This window comes from Caballeronia telluris, from assembly GCF_001544495.1.
Classification (GTDB): domain Bacteria; phylum Pseudomonadota; class Gammaproteobacteria; order Burkholderiales; family Burkholderiaceae; genus Caballeronia; species Caballeronia telluris.
On the sequence record NZ_FCNZ02000013.1, the window covers coordinates 107,294 to 124,360 of the forward strand.

The 17,067-nt window shown below is 67.1% G+C and carries 15 protein-coding genes; 3 read left to right on the forward strand and 12 right to left on the reverse strand.

Translation table 11 applies throughout. From position 1 onward, the window contains the following. Positions 1-110 precede the first annotated feature (110 nt). Positions 111-1,061, forward strand: a complete 951-nt coding sequence (locus tag AWB66_RS18070) for a helix-turn-helix domain-containing protein (RefSeq protein WP_235021157.1) — start codon at positions 111-113, stop codon at positions 1,059-1,061. Positions 1,062-1,077: 16 nt separating this feature from the next. On the opposite strand, the gene AWB66_RS18075 is transcribed toward AWB66_RS18070, so the two are convergent. The 6 genes from AWB66_RS18075 to AWB66_RS18100 all read right to left on the reverse strand — a co-directional run bounded on the left by AWB66_RS18075 (position 1,078) and on the right by AWB66_RS18100 (position 6,835). Beyond that, positions 1,078-1,893 (reverse strand): SRPBCC family protein, encoded by an 816-nt coding sequence (locus AWB66_RS18075; protein WP_087631554.1) that lies wholly within the window; start codon positions 1,891-1,893, stop codon positions 1,078-1,080. A gap of 140 nt (positions 1,894-2,033) precedes the next feature. Further along, positions 2,034-2,402, reverse strand: a complete 369-nt coding sequence (locus AWB66_RS18080; RefSeq protein WP_087631555.1) for a DUF427 domain-containing protein — start codon at positions 2,400-2,402, stop codon at positions 2,034-2,036. Positions 2,403-2,606: 204 nt separating this feature from the next. After that, positions 2,607-3,089 carry a hypothetical protein gene (locus AWB66_RS18085; RefSeq protein WP_087631556.1) on the reverse strand — a complete coding sequence of 161 codons (483 nt, stop codon included), beginning with the start codon at positions 3,087-3,089 and terminating at the stop codon, positions 2,607-2,609. 155 nt (positions 3,090-3,244) lie between these two features. After that, the gene (locus AWB66_RS18090; protein WP_087631557.1) at positions 3,245-4,768 is read right to left on the reverse strand and encodes a DegQ family serine endoprotease; all 1,524 of its coding nucleotides are present in this window, start codon (positions 4,766-4,768) and stop codon (positions 3,245-3,247) included. Positions 4,769-4,871: 103 nt separating this feature from the next. Further along, positions 4,872-6,173, reverse strand: a complete 1,302-nt coding sequence (locus tag AWB66_RS18095; RefSeq protein ID WP_087631558.1) for an ATP-binding protein — start codon at positions 6,171-6,173, stop codon at positions 4,872-4,874. Continuing rightward, positions 6,173-6,835 carry a response regulator gene (locus AWB66_RS18100; RefSeq protein ID WP_087631559.1) on the reverse strand — a complete coding sequence of 221 codons (663 nt, stop codon included), beginning with the start codon at positions 6,833-6,835 and terminating at the stop codon, positions 6,173-6,175. Before AWB66_RS18100 ends, AWB66_RS18095 begins: the two co-directional genes overlap by 1 nt. A gap of 199 nt (positions 6,836-7,034) precedes the next feature. On the opposite strand from AWB66_RS18100, the gene dacB reads away from it, so the two are divergent. Next, positions 7,035-8,642, forward strand: a complete 1,608-nt coding sequence (dacB, locus tag AWB66_RS18105; RefSeq protein WP_087631560.1) for a D-alanyl-D-alanine carboxypeptidase/D-alanyl-D-alanine endopeptidase — start codon at positions 7,035-7,037, stop codon at positions 8,640-8,642. Positions 8,643-8,910: 268 nt separating this feature from the next. After that, entirely contained in the window at positions 8,911-10,083 is a 1,173-nt protein-coding gene (locus tag AWB66_RS18110) for an SGNH/GDSL hydrolase family protein (RefSeq protein WP_200819011.1), read from the forward strand. Between the two features lie 95 nt (positions 10,084-10,178). On the opposite strand, the gene AWB66_RS18115 is transcribed toward AWB66_RS18110, so the two are convergent. The 6 genes from AWB66_RS18115 to pyk form a co-directional block, all read right to left on the reverse strand. Further along, on the reverse strand, positions 10,179-11,201 hold the full coding sequence (locus AWB66_RS18115; RefSeq protein ID WP_087631562.1) for an L-threonylcarbamoyladenylate synthase: 1,023 nt from the start codon (positions 11,199-11,201) through the stop codon (positions 10,179-10,181). 10 nt (positions 11,202-11,211) lie between these two features. Further along, positions 11,212-12,399 (reverse strand): 5-(carboxyamino)imidazole ribonucleotide synthase, encoded by a 1,188-nt coding sequence (locus AWB66_RS18120; RefSeq protein ID WP_087631563.1) that lies wholly within the window; start codon positions 12,397-12,399, stop codon positions 11,212-11,214. Positions 12,400-12,441: 42 nt separating this feature from the next. Further along, positions 12,442-12,960, reverse strand: coding sequence for a 5-(carboxyamino)imidazole ribonucleotide mutase (gene purE / locus AWB66_RS18125; RefSeq protein ID WP_087631564.1), 519 nt, complete (start codon positions 12,958-12,960; stop codon positions 12,442-12,444). 18 nt (positions 12,961-12,978) lie between these two features. Further along, on the reverse strand, positions 12,979-13,881 hold the full coding sequence (locus tag AWB66_RS18130; protein ID WP_087631565.1) for a phosphoribosylaminoimidazolesuccinocarboxamide synthase: 903 nt from the start codon (positions 13,879-13,881) through the stop codon (positions 12,979-12,981). A gap of 144 nt (positions 13,882-14,025) precedes the next feature. Continuing rightward, a complete protein-coding gene (gene fba, locus AWB66_RS18135) occupies positions 14,026-15,090 on the reverse strand; it encodes a class II fructose-bisphosphate aldolase (RefSeq protein WP_087631566.1) in 1,065 nt (354 codons plus the stop codon). 216 nt (positions 15,091-15,306) lie between these two features. Continuing rightward, the gene (pyk, locus tag AWB66_RS18140) at positions 15,307-17,061 is read right to left on the reverse strand and encodes a pyruvate kinase (protein ID WP_407642289.1); all 1,755 of its coding nucleotides are present in this window, start codon (positions 17,059-17,061) and stop codon (positions 15,307-15,309) included. Positions 17,062-17,067: the final 6 nt, after the last annotated feature.

Here is a 17,067-nt window from a genome sequence, read left to right on the forward strand (position 1 = left end):
ACTGGTTGGCAATGGCGTCATTCTCGCGATCCGCGCGTGCGGGCGTAAGTGGCCCGATAGCCAGACAGCGATAGAATCGGGCCAATATGCCACGCGCCGGGAATCCGCCAATGTCCGTTGTCGCTGTCGTCGCCTTCGACGGGATCAGTCCGTTTCATCTTTCGGTGCCGTGCATCGTGTTCGGCGAAGACCGCACCGACGCCGGCCTGCCGCGCTTCCAGTTTCGCGTCTGCGCGGCCGAGCCGGGGCGCCTCTCGACCACCGCAGGTTTCACGATCGCCGCCGATCACGCGCTCGACGCCCTCGCCGACGCCGATATCGTGATCGTCCCCAGCTGGCGCGATCCGGCCGAGACGCCGCCCGCCGCCCTCCTCGACGCGCTGCGGGCCGCCCACGCACGCGGCGCGCGCCTGATCGGCCTGTGCCTCGGCGCGTATGTGCTCGCGGCCGCCGGCTTGCTCGACGGCCGCGTCGCGACCACGCACTGGGCCTGGGCCGACGACTTCGCGCGGCGCTTTCCGCGCGTGCGGCTCGATCCGAAGGTGCTCTACGTCGACGACGCGACGCTCACCACGTCGGCGGGAACGGCGGCGGGCATCGACTGCTGTTTGCATGTGTTGCGGCAGTTGTGCGGCGCCGAAGCCGCGAATCATGTCGCGCGGCGGCTCGTCGTGCCGCCGCATCGGCAGGGCTCGCAGGCGCAGTTCATCGAAGAGCCGCTGCCGAGGCACGCGAACGGCGACCGTCTCGCGGAGTTGCTCGACTGGCTGCGCGGCAATCTCGCGACGCCGCATTCGCTCGACGCACTCGCGGCGCGCGTCGCGATGAGCCGGCGCACGTTCACGCGGCGATTCCATCGTCTGACGGGCGCGACGGTGGGCGCGTGGCTGCTCGGCGAACGCATCGCGTTCGCACGGCGGCTCCTGGAAAGCACCGACCTGCCGATCGACCGGATCGCCGAGGCGTGCGGCTTCAATACCGGCGCGACGCTGCGCCAGCAGTTCGCGCAGACGCTGAAGACGTCGCCGTCGACGTATCGACGCGAGTTTCGGGGAAATTAGCGGGCGCGCGGCGCGTTTACTGCAACCCGACGCGCGGCGCGAGAAACGCGAACAGCGCGATGCAGACCAGCATCGCCGCCCACGCCCAGACAGGCAAGCCGAGCGGATGCGGATCGTGGGAATGATCGCGGTCGCGGTGCCCGAGGCCGTGTCCCGGCAGCCGGTGATGCAGCACGCCGCTCGCGGCGTCGGCGCCGCCCGGGTGGATCTGGCGTTGCGTCGCGCCGGGACGCCGCATGAACGCCGCCGACATCGCGCTCGGCCGCAGGAACACATGGCGCCGCGTGCCGGGGTCCTGCTGCGCGCGCATCGACGGCAAGCCGTGCTTCGCGCGCACCACTTCGCAGAATTCGGAGAAGAAATCGTCGGCGACTTCGCGCAGCGAATTCTCGATCTGCCGCGAGGGCAAGCCGGCGAGCGGCCCGGAGAGCGTCGCCCACAGCGTGTAGTCGACCCACGTCGATTCGCCGCTGGCGTCCGGATTGAGCGCGACGGCGATCTGTCCGCGCAACGAGCCGACGCCTTCGCCCCGCGCCTTGAAACTGAGCGTGCGGGCGTACGCACCGGCCGCGTCCGGCGCGACGGCGGCGGCGTCGGCTTCGCCATCGGTGTGGGCGTTCTGCCGCGTGACGCCCGCGCCGTGCGCCCGAATCTCGTAGCGCGCGCGCAACGCACCGAGCGGCACGATCATCGTGAGCGCATATTCGCCGCCCGAGAGTTTCGCGAACGATTCGCAGTTGTCGAGGCTCGCCCGCAGCAGCGCGAGATCGCCGAGGGCTTCCCGGACGTGCGCCGGGTCGAGGGGAACACGCAACGCATCGGTGACTTCCATCTGAGCCTCCCAGGCAAAGACTGCACTCGTTCGTTATGTTGCGGCGTGGATGAAGCGGCGAAGCAGAATCGGCGAAGCGGGCGAAGCGGGCAAAGCGGGCAAAACGGCAAAACGGCAAAACGGCAAAACGGCTGCAGCGTTCAGGAAGTCTCGTCGATGCGGTCGACGCGCGACGCATGGAACGCGAGGTAGCCCTTGATCCGGGCGGCGTCGGCGGTGGGCTGTTCGTAGCTCCACGCGGCGTTTTCGACGGGGCCGTCCTCGGTCAGCAAGTGGTAATGCGTGGCATCGCCCAGGTGCTGGCAATGCGAGACGTGGATCGAGCGCTGCAGGCGCGCCATGTTGACGTCCGCGCGCGGGAAATAATGCACGGCGGGCAAGCCGCTTTCGACGACCGTCAGCGACGCGTGCGTATCCGCGTAGGTGACGCCCTGGTGGATCACCCGGCAACGTCGGCCATTGGGCGTGATCTCGATGCGATGCGCGAAATCTTGCGTGTCGGTGTTCATCGATGCCCTCCCGGTTCGGCTGAGAAAAGCGCGAGGCACGTCGTCGTGCCCAGACTAACCGCAAAAAAAAGCCGCGGGCACATTCATGACCCGCGGCTTCATTATGAGCAAACTCCGGCCGGCTGTGTGCGCGCTTTCACGCGCTCGATCGTGCGTATTTCGCGCCATCGCCAACCGGCGTTTTGCAGGGCGCTCACGCGCCGGTCATTGAATACTCCAGTGAAACGCAGCCTTCGCCTTGCCCGCGCCCGCGACGCTCACCGCGTGTTTCTGCTCCTGATCCTTGTATTTCGCATACACGGTGTAGCTGCCGGCCGGCAGCTTGACCAGCATGTAGGGACCCATCGCTTCGGCATTGAGCACTTCGCCGTTCTTCGCATCGACGATCCTCACGTGGACGCCCGAGAGATAGTCCGCGGTCGGCCCCGTGAAACGCAACGATAGCGGCCACTGAGCCTGTTCGCGCAACAGCGCCTTCGATTCGTCGAGCCCGACGCCGCCCGACGTATACGACACGCTGCCTTGCTGCTCGATCTGCGGCAGGCCGCCGCCGTTGGTGTTGCCGGCGCTGCTCGTGTCGCTCGCCGCCGCGCTCGATGCTTGCGCCCACGCGCCGCCCGTCATGCTCAGGGCCATCGCGGCTGCCAGTGTCAGCGTCGCGTGCCTGCCTTTGGTCTTGATCGTCATTGTCGTTTCGCTCCATGTGTTTCGCGCAGCGCAGGGCTACGCTCGACCCGAAAACCGCCCGATGCGCCGGTACGGCGCGATGGGGCACCACGACGTGGCGACAGCATACTTCGTGCCCGATCGCGCCCTATCAGCACCGACCCCGACATCGACGATCAGCCAAGATCGACCGGTACGAAGATCTGCGCGTCGTCACGCTGGATCAGGAGCGCGAGGCTGTCGCCCGCGTGCGCGACCATCGCCTTCAACTGCTGCACGCTCGTCACCGGCTGGCCGTTGACCGCGAGAATCACGTCGCCGGGCTGGATGCCCGCGTTCGCCGCGGCGCCGTTCGCCTGCTGCACGATGAGGCCGCGCGAGAGCGAGCTGTCCTGCTTTTCCTCCGGCGTGAGCGGGCGCACCGCGACGCCGAGGCGCGCGTCCTGCGCCGAGGCGCCGTCGCCGTCGCTCTTGTCGCCCTTCGCGTTCGCGGTCTTGGCGTCCTTGAGCGCACCGACCGTCACCGTCAGGTCCTTCGAGCCCTTGTCGCGCCACACCTGCACCTTCGCCTGGCTGCCCGGCGGCAGGCCCGCGACCTGCGACGGCAACGAGGTCGAATCCGTGACCGCGAGGCCGTTGAGCGACATGATCACGTCGCCCGGTTGCAGACCCGCCTTCGCGGCCGGACCGCCCGGCTCGACCGAACTCACGAGCGCACCCTGCGGCGTCTTCATGCCGAACGAATTGGCGAGCGTCTGGTTCATGCCCTGCACGGTCACGCCGAGGCGCCCGCGATCGACGTGGCCCGTCTTCACGAGCGCATCCTTCACCTTGATCGCCTCGTTGATCGGGATGGCGAACGAAAGTCCCTGGAAGCCGCCCGTCTGCGAATAGATCATCGAATTGATGCCGATCACTTCGCCTTGCAGGTTGAAGAGCGGGCCGCCCGAGTTGCCCGGATTCACCGGCACGTCGGTCTGAATGAACGGCGTGTAGTTCTCGTTCGGCAGCGAGCGCGACTTCGCGCTGATGATGCCCGAGGTCACCGTGTTGTCGAAACCATAAGGCGAACCGATCGCGACGACCCACTGGCCGACCTTGCTGCCGTTCGGATCGCCGATCTTCACGATCGGCAGGTTCTTCGCGTCGATCTTGAGCACCGCGACGTCCGACTGCTTGTCCGCGCCGACGACCTTCGCGCGGTATTCGCGCTTGTCGGTGAGCTTGACGGTGACGACATTCGCGCCATCGACGACGTGCGCGTTGGTCAGGATGTAGCCGTCGCTGCTCACGATGAAGCCGGAGCCGAGGCCCTCGCTCGGGCGGTCCTGGCCGCCGTTGCCGTTGCCGCCGCCGGGGCCGCCGAAGCCGGGCATGCCGCCGAAGCGCTTGAAGAACTGGTAGAACGGATCGTTCGGATCGATGGGCAGTTGCGAGGCGCCATTGCCGCGCGACGACGTCTGCTTGACGACGTGCTTCGCGCTGATATTCACCACCGCCGGCCCGTAGGTTTCGACGAGACCGGAGAAGTCGGGCACGCCGGTCTTCGCGGCGGCTTCGGCCGGCATCATCGCGGCGGCTTGCGCGGGTGCGATGACCTGCGGCGCCGGGAGGTTGTTGTGTCCGGCCACGTAGCCCGCCGACAAGGCGATGGCGACGGCTGCAGCAACGGCGCTGCGGGTAAAAATCTTCGCTTTCATCGTGTGCTCCTGACAGGGGCGTTTTAGGATGAAACGAAGCTTACGTGGCGTCGCTTAAAGGTCGCTTAAAGCTGTCTCGAAACTTCGCGCCGACGCGTCCCGCTCAAAACCGCACCGTGACGAGCAGCCCGCCCGCCGCCGATTCGCCGAGCACGACGCGCGCGCCGTTCTGGTCCGCGATGCGCTTGACGATCGCAAGGCCGAGGCCGCTGCCCGCGACGTCCGTGCGCGTGCGGCTCGCGCCTTCGCCCACGCGATAGAAGCGGTCGAACACGCGCTCGCGTTCGTCGGCGGGAATGCCCGGGCCGCTGTCCGCGATCCGCACGACCGGGCGTCCCTCTTCCACCTTCAACGAAACGTCGACGCGCCCGCCGCGCGGCGTGTACTTCGTCGCATTGTCGATGAGGTTGTTGAGCATCACGCGCAGCGCGTCGCGATTGCCGGTGACGGTCGCGGCCTCGCTCGTCTCGATGCCGAGATCGACGCCGCGTTCCTGCGCGAGCAGCACGCTTGCGCCGACGCATTCGTCGACGAGCGCATGCAGGTCGACGTCCTGCATCGACGTCTTGCTGTCCGGCTCGGCCCGCGCGAGCGCAAGCAGTTGCTCCGCCAGCCGCGTCGCGCGCGCGATGCCCGCCTGCAGGTCCGCGAGCGCTTCCTTGCGCGCGCCGTCGTCCTGCGCGCGCGCAACGAGCTGCGCCTGGATCTGCACGGCCGCGAGCGGCGTGCGCAGTTCGTGGGCGGCGTCGGCGACGAACGCCTTCTGCGTGTCGAGCGCCGTCGCGAGGCGCGAAAGGAGCGCGTTCAGCGCGTGCACGACGGGTTGCACTTCCTGCGGCAAACGCGTGTCGGGCAAGGGTTCGAGCGCTTCGGGATGACGCGTGTCGAGCGCGCGCGTCACGCGCTGCAACGGCGCGAGCCCGCGCCCGACGATCAGCCACACCGCGAGCCCGAGGAACGGCAGCAGCAGCACGAGCGGCCAGAGCGTACGCCACGCGACGCCCGCCGCGAGCCGGTTGCGGATCGAGAGCGGTTGCGCGAGCTGCACGACGTTGTCGCCGACGATCGCGCTATACACGCGCCATTCGCCGCGCACCGTCATCTCGGTGGAAAAGCCGAGTTCCGCGTGCGGCGCGAGCGGCACGCGCGGATGCGAGTAGTACATCAGCACGCCATTGCGATTCCAGATCTGGATCACGACGCCTTCGTCGCTGTCCGCGCGCGAACTGAGCACCGACGAAAACGGCTCGGACGGCAGCGCGGAGGCGATCTGCTGCAACTGGTAATCGAAGAGTTCGTTGGCTTCGGCGAGCGCCTGACGGTAGATGAGCCAGCCCGCGAACCCCACGCCGACGATCACGAGCGCAAGCAGCCACACGAGGAGCTGGCGGCGAATCGAATGCATCAGGCGTCCTTCGCGACCATGTAGCCGAGCCCGCGCACGTTGCGGATCAGGTCGGCGCCGAGTTTCTTCCTCAGCGAATGGATGTAGACCTCGACCGTGTTGCTGCCGATCTCCTCGCCCCAGCCGTAGATCTTTTCTTCGAGCTGGCTCTTCGACAGCACCGCGCCTGGACGCGCCATCAGCGCTTCGAGCAGCGCGAACTCGCGCGCGGAGAGCGTGACGGGGGAGCCTTCGAGCGTCACCTGATGGCCGACCGGATCGAGCGTGAGCGGCCCGTGGCGCACGAGCGACTCGCCGCGTCCCGCGTGACGGCGGATCAGCGCGCGCATGCGGGCGCCGAGTTCGTCGAGATCGAAGGGCTTGACGAGATAGTCGTCCGCGCCGGCGTCCAGCCCTTTCACGCGATCGGCGATGGCGTCGCGCGCCGTCACGATCAGGACCGGCAGCGCGTTGCCGCGCGCGCGCAGGCTTTTGAGCACATCGAGCCCGTCGCGCTTCGGCAGGCCGAGGTCGAGCAGCATCATGTCGTAGGGCTCGCCGCCGACGGCCGTGAGCGCCGCGTCGCCGTCCTGCACCCAGTCGACGGCGAAGCCGTCGGCACGAAGCGCCTTCCTCACGCCCTCGGCGATCATCCGATCATCTTCGACTAGCAGGATTCGCATGGCGCGCTCGTTGTCGTATGGGGGAGCGGTCCATTTTAGCCGCGCCCGGCGGCCCGAGGATTAAGCGGGCCTTAAACGCGCGTCAGGCACATTGCGACGCACGGCAACGATTTAGCAAGGAAGCTTGTCTACAATAGCCGCTTTGTTCCGGGCCCCGACGCATGTGCGGCGCTCATCACTTCGCATCCAAAAAGAATTCATGCTGCTCGCTCCGCTTTTCGCCTTCCCCCGCTCCTCCTTTGCGCGCCTGTCCTCTTACGCGCTCGCCGTTGCGTTCGTCGTCGGCGGCGCGCTCGCGTATGCGCCTTACGCCGACGCGCGCGGCGGCACGAAAGCCGAATCGCAGGCGCAGTCGCCCAAGCGCGCGGCGCGCGGTGGGCTCAAGGCGAAGCGCGCCGAGCGCGCGGAACGCATCGCCGTGCCGGCCGGCCCGCTGCCGCCAACCGTGATGGCCGCGCTCGCGCGCGCGCACGTGCCGGTGTCGTCGATGAGCGTGGTCGTGCAGCGGATCGGCGCGCCGGTGCCGCTCGTCGCGATCAACGCGAACCAGCCGATGCTCCCCGCCTCGACGATGAAGCTCGTCACCACGTACGCCGGCCTTTCGCTGCTCGGCCCGGACTATCGCTGGAAGACGACCGCCTACGCCGACGGCGAAGTCGACCCGCACGGCGTGCTGCACGGCAACCTGTACATCCAGGGCACGGGCGACCCGAAGCTCGTGCCGGAAGAACTGATCGACCTGGTCGACCAGATCCGCAAGAACGGGATCACGGGCATCGACGGCGCGCTCGTGCTCGACAAGCGCTACTTCGACGCCTCCACGCGCGACCTGCCCGCCTTCGACCACGACGACAGCGCGCCCTACAACGTCGGTCCCGATCCGCTCTTGTACGCGTTCAAGTCGCTGTCGTTCACGCTGACGCCGAACCCGGAAGGCGGCGTCTCCATCGACGTGCTGCCGCAACTCGCGCAACTTCAGATCGACAACGAACTGCGCGTCACGCGCGGCGCGTGCGCGGGCACGCTGCCGGCGGCGTCGCCCAGCGTCGCGCAGACGAACTCTGGCTTCGTGCAGGCGTCGTTCATCGGCGACTATCCGCTGCGCTGCGGTTCACGCACGATCAACGTCGCGGCGCTCGATCACTCCACGTTCTTCGCGGGCGGCTTCCTCGCGCTCTGGAAGCAGACGGGCGGCACCTTCGCCGGCACGACCCGCGAAGGCGCGACGCCTTCGAGCGCGCGGCTCGTCGGCACGCACCGCAGCCCGGTGCTCTCCGACATCGTTCGCGACATCAACAAGTTCAGCAACAACGTGATGGCGCGCAACCTGTTCCTCACGATCGGCGCGGCCACCGCGAAGCCGCCCGCGACGCCGGTGAAGTCCGCGCAGGCGATCCTGCAGTTCCTGCGCAGAAGCGCCCTGCCGATGAACGGCCTGGCGCTCGACAACGGCTCCGGGCTCTCGCGCGACGAGACCATCAGCGCGCTGTCGCTCGCCGATCTCCTGCAGGCGGCGAATTCGAGCCCGGTTGCGCAGGTGTTCACGGAATCGCTGCCGATAGCAGGCGTCGACGGCACGATGCGCAACCGCCTGACCAACGCGGGCGCGCTCGGCAACGCGCACATCAAGACCGGCACGCTGCGCGACGTCCGCGCGATCGCCGGGTACGTCGGCGCGGAGAACGGCGAGACCTACGTGGTCGTGAGCTTCATCAACGATCCGCGGGCGGAAGCTGCGCGCGCCGCCCACGATGCGCTGCTCGAGTGGGTGTACGAAGGCGCGCGCAAGCCGGGCGCGGCCGAGTAGAAACCCGGGCTTCGAATATTCCTTCTACGAAGTCGCGAGCGCCGCCGCGCGCTCCCCGTGTACGCTCACGCACGCGGTCCGGTTCCGCCGCGCGAAGTCCGGCGGCCCCGGCGATGCGTCATTCGCGCGAAACATCTGATGGAGGTGGGAAGATTCGGTAAGCTATCGCGACGCTGGCTGGGCGGCCTGACCCGGCGCGGCGCCTGAAAACATGGATAAGAAACGCGGCAGTCGAGCCGCGGCATCAACTACAAGATTCACCAAAAAGATGGAGACGAGGTCGATGAACAAGCACACCACCACGCGCGGCGCGATGCTGCGTTATGCCCAGTTCGCCACGGCGAGCGCCGCGCTCGCCATCCTCGCCGCATGCGGCGGCGGCAGTGACGACAACAACAACAATTCGACGCCGCCGGGCGGCGTCAAGCTGCAAGTCGTTTCGTTCGGCGACAGCCTGTCCGACGTCGGCACGTACTCGCCCGTGATCACGCGGAGCTTCGGCGGCGGCCGCTTCACGACGAACCCGGGACAGGTCTGGACGCAGAACGTCGCGCAGTATTACGGCGACACGCTCACGCCCGCCGCGACCGGCGGCTTCGGCGTGCCGCTCACGCCGGGAACGGGCTTCGGCTACGGCCAGGGCGGCGCGCGCGTCACGCTCCAGCCGGGCATCGGCCACGCGACGCCGGGCACGGCCAACGCCGACTTCTCGCAAGCCACCACCATCCCGATCAACCAGCAGGTGAGCAACTATATCGCCGCGCACGGCGGCTTCAACGCGAATCAGCTCGTGTTGATCAACGGCGGCGCGAACGACATCCTGCTGAATCTGACCATCGCGCAGACTGCCGCCGCGCAGGCCGCCGCCGGGCAGATCCCGCCGCAAGCGGCACAACAGGCGGGCGCGGCGGCGCAGGCCGCGATCCAGCAGGCGGCGATCGATCTGGCAGGTGTCGTCGGGCGGGTCGTGCAGGCCGGGGCGACGCACGTCGTCGTGTCGAACGTGCCGGACATCGGCACGACGCCGCAAGGCCTCATGAGCGCCGACAAGGGCGCAACGCTCACGAGCGCCTCGAACGGTTTCAATACCGTGCTGAAGGGCGCGCTGACGCAGGCCGGCCTGATTTCCAAGGTCATCTACGTGGACCTGCCGCCGCTGCTCGCCAACATCACGGCGAACTATCAGTCGATGGGCTTCACGGTGTCGAACACGGGGACGGCCTGCAACCTCCAGGCGATGATCGCCGCCGCCACGAAGGCCGGCCAGACCAATCCGACCGCATTCGGCAGTTCGCTCTTCTGCTCGCCGGAAACGCAGACGGTCGCGGGCGCGGACCAGACGTACATGTACGCCGACACCATCCATCCGACGACGCACCTGCACTTGCTGTACGCGCAGGCCGTCGAACAGGCGATCGCTAAGTCCGGGCTCGGGAAGTAATTCGGGCTTTTTGGTTAGAAGCCGTCTGAAAGCGAAACGCCCGGTCGATCGACCGGGCGTTTTGCTTTTTTGCCCTGTTTCGCGACGAGGAAAGCCTATTCCTGCGCCTCGAACGCCGCCGCCGCGCGCCCGAGCCGATCGTTCACCGCGATCCATTCGATCGATTCGGGCAGCTTTTCGATCAGGATTCGCTCGACGTTCGCCCGGTCCAGCGCGCGCAGCAAGCCGTAGAGATCGCGCGCGTAGGTCTGCGGGTCTTCCGGCGCGGCGACGAAATGCACGCCCGGCGCCTGCGCCCACGCGAGCGCGCTCGACGCGCGCGCGACGAGCGCGATTTTCTGCACGTTCGACGCGCCGTGCGACGCGAGCAGCGCTTCGATCGCCGCGAACGGCAACAGCGCGAGCGGCGTGCGGGGCGCGTAATGCGCCTTCAGCGTGCCGGAGGCGCGCGGCGCGGTGGCGTCGCTGCCGTCGGGCAGGCGCGGCGCGACGCCGAGCACGTCCGCGATGGCCTGCGGGCTCACATGACCCGGGCGCAACAGCGCCGGAAAGCCGCGCGATAAATCCAGGATGGTCGATTCGATGCCGACGTCCGCCGCGCCGCCGTCGAGCACATGAACCGTCGCGCCGAACTCGTCGCGCACATGCTGCGCGGTCGTCGGGCTGACGTGTCCGAAGCGGTTCGCCGACGGCCCCGCCACGCCACCATGTCCGCCGCGCCGCGCACTGAACGCCGACAAAAGCTGCTGCGCCACCGGATGCGATGGCGCGCGAATCCCGACCGAGTCCTGCCCGCCGCTGACCGCCGCCGGAATATGCGCGGCGCGCTTCAGGATCAGCGTGAGCGGACCGGGCCAGAAGGCGTCGATCAGCTTGAGCGCGTCGGGGACGAGCGACTGCACCCAGTACGCCGGATCGCCTTCGGGCGCGAGATGCACGATCACCGGATGATTCGCCGGGCGCCCCTTCGCCGCGTAAATGCGCGCGATGGCGTCCGGATTCTCGGCGTCGCCGCCGAGGCCGTACACCGTTTCGGTCGGAAACGCGACGAGTTCGCCCGCGTCGAGAAGCGCCGCCGCTTCGTCGATCTGCGCGGCGCCCGGGTAGAGGATGCTCATCGGCGCGCGCTCAATCGAGCGGGATGTGCAGCATGCGTGCGCAGTCGCGTGCCGCCGTGCGGGCTTCTTCGAGCGTCTCCGCCGTGAAGTTGATGTGGCCCATCTTGCGGCCCGCGCGCGCCTCTTCCTTGCCGTACAGATGCAGACGCGCCGCCGGCATCGCGGCGACTTCCGTCCACGGCGGCGTGCGCGCCTTCTTGCCGTCGAACCAGACGTCGCCGAGCAGGTTCAGCATCGCGGCCGGCGAATGCTGGCGCGTGTCGCCGAGCGGCATGCCGGTCATCGCGCGCACTTGCTGCTCGAACTGGCTCGTCGCGCAGGCATCGACCGTGTAGTGCCCCGAGTTGTGCGGACGCGGCGCCATTTCGTTGGCGATCAGCGTGCCGTCTTCGAGGATGAAGAACTCGACGCACAGCACGCCGATATAGCCGAGCTTCGCGGCGATCGTAAGCGCGGCGTCCTGCGCCTGCGCGACGAGCGACGCGGACGCGTCGGGCGCGGGCACGACCGTCTTCGCGAGAATGCCGTTGACGTGAACGTTCTGCGCGAGCGGGAACACGGCCGACTTGCCGTCGCCGCCGCGCGCGATCAGCACGGACACCTCGAACTTGAGCGGCATGCGCTTTTCGAGCACGCACGGCACGCCGGCGAGCGACGCATACGCGGTGCGCACTTCGTCGACGTTGCGCACGCGGATCTGGCCCTTGCCGTCGTAGCCGAGGCGCGCGGTCTTCAGGATGCCGGGCAGCACGGCGGCGATCTTGTCGTCGGGAATGGCGGCGAGCGCTTCCGGCGATTCGATCACGACGTGCGGCGCGACCGGCACGCCGGCGTCGCAAATAAAGCGCTTCTCGGCGACGCGATCCTGCGCGATCGCGACGCACTTCGCCCCCGGGCTCACGAACGTGCAGTTCGCGAGGAATTCGAGGCTCGCGGCGGGCACGTTCTCGAATTCCGTCGACACCGCCGCGCACAGGCGGCCGAGTTCGGTGAGCGCGGCTTTGTCGTCGTAGGACGCGCGGATGTGTCGGTCCGCGACGGCGCCCGCCGGGCTCGACTCGTCCGGATCGAGGACGGCGACGCGATAGCCCATCGACTGCGCCGCGAAACAGAACATGCGGCCGAGCTGGCCGCCACCGACCATGCCGAGCCAGGCGCCGGGCAGGATGGGTGAAACCGGAGAGTTGTGTGGGTTCATCTTCGTGTGTTCTTGGCCGCCATGGCGGCCGTGGGACCGCGATTAAAGCGGCGGCAAAACCATCGCATGCGCGGCTTCGTTCTGACGCACGCGGAACGCAGCGAGGCGTTCGGCGTATGCGTCGTTCGTGCCGGAGAGAATCGATACCGCGAACAGCGCCGCATTCGCCGCGCCCGCCTCGCCGATCGCAAACGTCGCGACCGGCACGCCCTTCGGCATCTGCACGATCGAATGCAGCGAATCGACGCCCTTCAGATACTTGCTCGCGACCGGCACGCCGAGCACCGGCACGGTCGTCTTCGCGGCCAGCATGCCGGGCAGATGCGCCGCCCCGCCCGCGCCCGCGATGATCGCACGCAGCCCGCGCTCGCGCGCCTTTTCGGCGTACTCGAACATCTCGTCCGGCATGCGATGCGCCGAGACGACCTTCGCCTCGTAAGGCACGCCGAATTCCTGCAGGATCGCGACCGCGTTCTTCATCACGTCCCAGTCGGAACTGGAGCCCATCAGCACGCCGATGACCGGCGCGGCGTGCGTGTGGGCGGTCTGTGCTTCGCTCATCTTGGTTGTCCGTCCCAGTTAAACGAGCGACTGCCCGGTCAGGCGTTGCAGTGCCTCTTCGTACTTTTCGGCCGTCTTCGCGACCACGTCGTCCGGCAGCTTCGGCGCGGGCGGCTCTTTCTTCCACGGCTGCGTTTCGAGCCAGTCGCGCACGAACTGCTTGTCGAACGAAGGCGGATTCGTGCCGACCTGATAGCCGTCGGCGGGCCAGAAGCGCGACGAATCGGCCGTCAGCACTTCGTCCATCAGATACAGTTCGCCGCGCTCGTCGAGCCCGAATTCGAACTTGGTATCCGCGATGATGATGCCGCGCGTCGCCGCGTACTCGGCCGCTTCCTTGTACAGCTTGATCGAAATGTCGCGGATCGTCGCCGACAGTTCGGTGCCGATGCGGCGCTCCATCTCATCGTAGGTGATGTTTTCGTCGTGATGGCCCATTTCGGCCTTCGCGGCCGGCGTGAAAATGGGTTCGGGCAGCTTCTGCGCGTTTTGCAGGCCCGGCGGCAGTTCAACGCCGCACACGGCGCCCGTCGCCTGATAGTCCTTCCAGCCGCTGCCGGCGAGATAGCCGCGCACCACGGCTTCCACCAGGATCGGCTCAAGGCGCTTCACCACGACCGCGCGCCCCTTGACCTGGTCGACTTCGTCCGGCGCGACGACGGTCGCCGGATCGATGCCGGTATTGTGGTTCGGCACGATGTGCGCGAGCTTGCCGAACCAGAAATCGGCCATCTGGTTGAGCACGCGGCCCTTGTTCGGAATCGGCTCGCCCATGATGACGTCGAACGCGGAGAGGCGGTCGGTCGTGACGATCAGGAGCTTGTCCTGACCGACGGCGTAGTTGTCGCGGACCTTGCCGCGCCCGAGCAGCGGCAAGGACTGGATCGTGGATTCGAGAAGTGTGGAACGCGGAGTAGCCATCGTGATCGACCGGAAAAAATGCCGCAAAAATAAAAGCCAAACGCCGTTCCCCGAAAAGGCAGGAACGGCGGCGGATGACAACCAAACCAAACGCAAACGGGTTCCGTGGCGGAACCCGTTGATTTTACTCGCTCAATCTCGAAATTATTTGACGATCTGCGAGAGTTCGCCGGACTTGTACTTCTCGGCGATCTTGTCGAGCGGAATCGGCTTGATCTTGCCGGCCTGACCTTCACAGCCGAACTGCACGTAGCGTTCGAGACAAATCTTCTTCGCCGCTTCGCGCGCCGGCTTCAGATAGTCGCGCGGATCGAATTTCGACGGATTTTCCGCGAAATAGCGGCGGATCGCGCCGGTGATCGCGAGGCGCAGGTCGGTGTCGATATTCACCTTGCGCACGCCGTGCTTGATACCTTCCTGGATTTCCTCGACCGGCACGCCGTAGGTTTCCTTCATGTCGCCGCCGAATTCGCGGATTTCGGCCAGCAGATTCTGCGGCACCGACGACGAACCGTGCATGACCAGGTGCGTGTTCGGGATGCGCTGGTGGATTTCCTTGATGCGCTGGATCGCGAGGATGTCGCCCGTGGGCTTCTTCGTGAACTTGTACGCGCCGTGCGAGGTGCCGATCGCGATCGCCAACGCGTCGCACTGCGTTTTCGCCACGAAGTCGGCGGCCTGCTCGACGTCGGTGAGCAACTGCTCGCGCGTCATCGTGCCTTCGGCGCCGTGGCCGTCTTCCTTGTCGCCCTTCATGGTTTCCAGCGAACCGAGCACGCCCAGCTCCGCTTCGACCGTCACGCCGATCGAATGCGCCATCTCCACGACCTTGCGCGACACGTCGACGTTGTACTCGTAGGACGCCACCGACTTGCCGTCGGCTTCGAGCGAACCGTCCATCATCACGCTCGTGAAGCCGCTCCTGATCGCCGCCATGCAGACCGCCGGCGATTGCCCGTGATCCTGGTGCATCACGACCGGAATGTGCGGATACGACTCGACGGCCGCTTCGATCAGGTGACGCAGGAACGCTTCGCCCGCGTACTTACGCGCGCCGGCCGACGCCTGCATGATGACGGGCGCGTTGACTTCGTTCGCGGCGGCCATGATCGCCTGCACCTGCTCCAGATTGTTTACGTTAAATGCCGGGAGTCCGTAGCCGTTTTCGGCTGCGTGGTCCAGCAACTGACGCATTGATACGAGAGGCATTGTGAAACTCCTTGAGATGAAACGAATTCTTGGGCGTGCGGCCGGAGATTTTTGAGGATTTTAGCGAAACGCAAGCGCCGATCCTGTGCGCTCGCGTGCGTTCCCGTGCATTTCGTCACGCCTTTTTGCCTCCGCCGGCGCATTTCATGGCGCTTTCCGGGTGAAACCCGGCGCGCCGGCGGACGCTGCAAATCCCGCTTCAGACGGCCGCGCCGATCAGAAAACCTCGCCGACGCGCACGATCTTCAGCGTATTGGTGCCGCCCGCCTGCCCCATCGGCTCGCCGACCGTCAGCACGACCATGTCGCCGCGCGCAGCGTAGCCCTTGCTCACGACCACTTCCAGCGCCTGATGCAGCGCGGTGTCGCGGTCGGTGTTGGTGTCGAGGTGCAGCGGCGTGACGTTGCGGTACAGCGACATCGTGCGCTCGCTGCCGAGGCGCGGCGTCAGCGCGAAGATCGGCACGTGGGTCCAGTGGCGCGACATCCAGAGCGCGGTCGCGCCCGATTCCGTCAGCGCGACGATCGCCTTCGCGCCGAGGTGATAGGCCGTGAAGAGCGCGCCCATCGCGATCGACTGGTCGATGCGCGTGAAGGTGCGGTCGAGGAAATCCTTGTCGAGCTGCGAGTCTTCCGACTTCTCCGCTTCGACGCAGATCGCCGCCATCGTCTCGATGGTCGTCACCGGATACTTGCCCGCCGCGGTTTCGGCGGAGAGCATCACGGCGTCGGTGCCGTCGAGCACGGCGTTCGCCACGTCCGATACTTCCGCGCGCGTCGGCACGGGCGCGTGGATCATGGATTCCATCATCTGCGTGGCCGTGATCACGAGCTTGTTCGACTCGCGCGCCATGCGGATCATGCGCTTTTGCAGCGCCGGCACTGCGGCGTTGCCCACTTCGACCGCCAGATCGCCGCGCGCGACCATGATGCCGTCGGACGCGTCGAGGATGCCTTGCAGCGCGGGAATCGCTTCCGCGCGCTCGATCTTCGCGATCATCTTCGGCTTAAGGCCATACGGCTGGCCGGCGATGTTCGCCAACTGCCGCGCCATTTCCATGTCGGTGGCGTTCTTCGGGAACGACACCGCGACGAAATCCGCGCCGAGCGACATCGCCGTCTTGATGTCCTCCATGTCCTTCTCGGTCAGCGCGGGCGCGGTCAAACCGCCGCCCTGACGGTTGATGCCCTTGTTGTTCGACAGTTCGCCGCCGACCTTGACCGTCGTATGCACTTCCTCGCCGATCACGCGCGTCACGTCGAGCACGATCAGGCCGTCGTTCAGAAGCAGGATGTCGCCGGGGCGCAGATCGCGCGGCAGGTCCTTGTAGTCGAGGCCGACGCGCTCGTTGTTGCCCATTTCGCAGTTCGCGTCGAGGACGAACGAATTACCCGCGATCAGCATCGTCTTGCCGTTCTCGAACTTGCCGACGCGGATTTTCGGGCCTTGCAGGTCGGCCATCAGGGCGACTTCGCGGCCGACCTTGCGCGCGGCTTCGCGCACCCATTCGGCGCGCTGGCGATGATCGTCGGCGGTGCCGTGCGAGAAGTTGAAACGGACTACGTCGAGACCCGCCTGCATCATCTGCAGCAGGGTGTCGGGGTTGCTGGAAGCGGGGCCGATGGTGGCAACGATCTTGGTGGCGCGATGCATGTCATTCCTCGTCTTGGTGGAGTCGCCGTAAGCGGCGCTGCGAGCATGTTGCGCGGCGGGCGAAGTATTGCTCTGCGACCGCGAGTGCGCGCCGGTCGTGGCCGGCGTCGCTTTATGTGTGTTGTCCAGCCGCTCGCCGTTCGTGCCGCCGATCAGCACGGCCGACGCGTTGGCGAGCGCCCTTGCCGCGTCCGGGTCCCCATGCGATTCGCCCGATCCTGCGGCTGTCTCGGCGTCGCGGGCGGCGGCCGTCACGGCCAGCGCCTGCTCCGCGTGCTGTTCTTCTGCTGCTTGTGTTTGATTTTGCGTCTCTTCCATTTGCGC

What these genes read in the sequence shown, in the direction of transcription:
- AWB66_RS18090 (WP_087631557.1), bottom strand. Translation starts at nt 4,768, where the DNA reads ATGAAAGCGAAGATTTTTACCCGCAGCGCCGTTGCTGCAGCCGTCGCC.
- AWB66_RS18110 (WP_200819011.1), top strand. Translation starts at nt 8,911, where the DNA reads ATGGAGACGAGGTCGATGAACAAGCACACCACCACGCGCGGCGCGATG.
- dacB (WP_087631560.1), top strand. Translation starts at nt 7,035, where the DNA reads ATGCTGCTCGCTCCGCTTTTCGCCTTCCCCCGCTCCTCCTTTGCGCGC.
- AWB66_RS18115 (WP_087631562.1), bottom strand. Translation starts at nt 11,201, where the DNA reads ATGAGCATCCTCTACCCGGGCGCCGCGCAGATCGACGAAGCGGCGGCG.
- AWB66_RS18075 (WP_087631554.1), bottom strand. Translation starts at nt 1,893, where the DNA reads ATGGAAGTCACCGATGCGTTGCGTGTTCCCCTCGACCCGGCGCACGTC.
- AWB66_RS18100 (WP_087631559.1), bottom strand. Translation starts at nt 6,835, where the DNA reads ATGCGAATCCTGCTAGTCGAAGATGATCGGATGATCGCCGAGGGCGTG.
- purE (WP_087631564.1), bottom strand. Translation starts at nt 12,960, where the DNA reads ATGAGCGAAGCACAGACCGCCCACACGCACGCCGCGCCGGTCATCGGC.
- AWB66_RS18120 (WP_087631563.1), bottom strand. Translation starts at nt 12,399, where the DNA reads ATGAACCCACACAACTCTCCGGTTTCACCCATCCTGCCCGGCGCCTGG.
- AWB66_RS18130 (WP_087631565.1), bottom strand. Translation starts at nt 13,881, where the DNA reads ATGGCTACTCCGCGTTCCACACTTCTCGAATCCACGATCCAGTCCTTG.
- AWB66_RS18070 (WP_235021157.1), top strand. Translation starts at nt 111, where the DNA reads ATGTCCGTTGTCGCTGTCGTCGCCTTCGACGGGATCAGTCCGTTTCAT.
- pyk (WP_407642289.1), bottom strand. Translation starts at nt 17,061, where the DNA reads ATGGAAGAGACGCAAAATCAAACACAAGCAGCAGAAGAACAGCACGCG.
- fba (WP_087631566.1), bottom strand. Translation starts at nt 15,090, where the DNA reads ATGCCTCTCGTATCAATGCGTCAGTTGCTGGACCACGCAGCCGAAAAC.
- AWB66_RS18080 (WP_087631555.1), bottom strand. Translation starts at nt 2,402, where the DNA reads ATGAACACCGACACGCAAGATTTCGCGCATCGCATCGAGATCACGCCC.
- AWB66_RS18095 (WP_087631558.1), bottom strand. Translation starts at nt 6,173, where the DNA reads ATGCATTCGATTCGCCGCCAGCTCCTCGTGTGGCTGCTTGCGCTCGTG.
- AWB66_RS18085 (WP_087631556.1), bottom strand. Translation starts at nt 3,089, where the DNA reads ATGACGATCAAGACCAAAGGCAGGCACGCGACGCTGACACTGGCAGCC.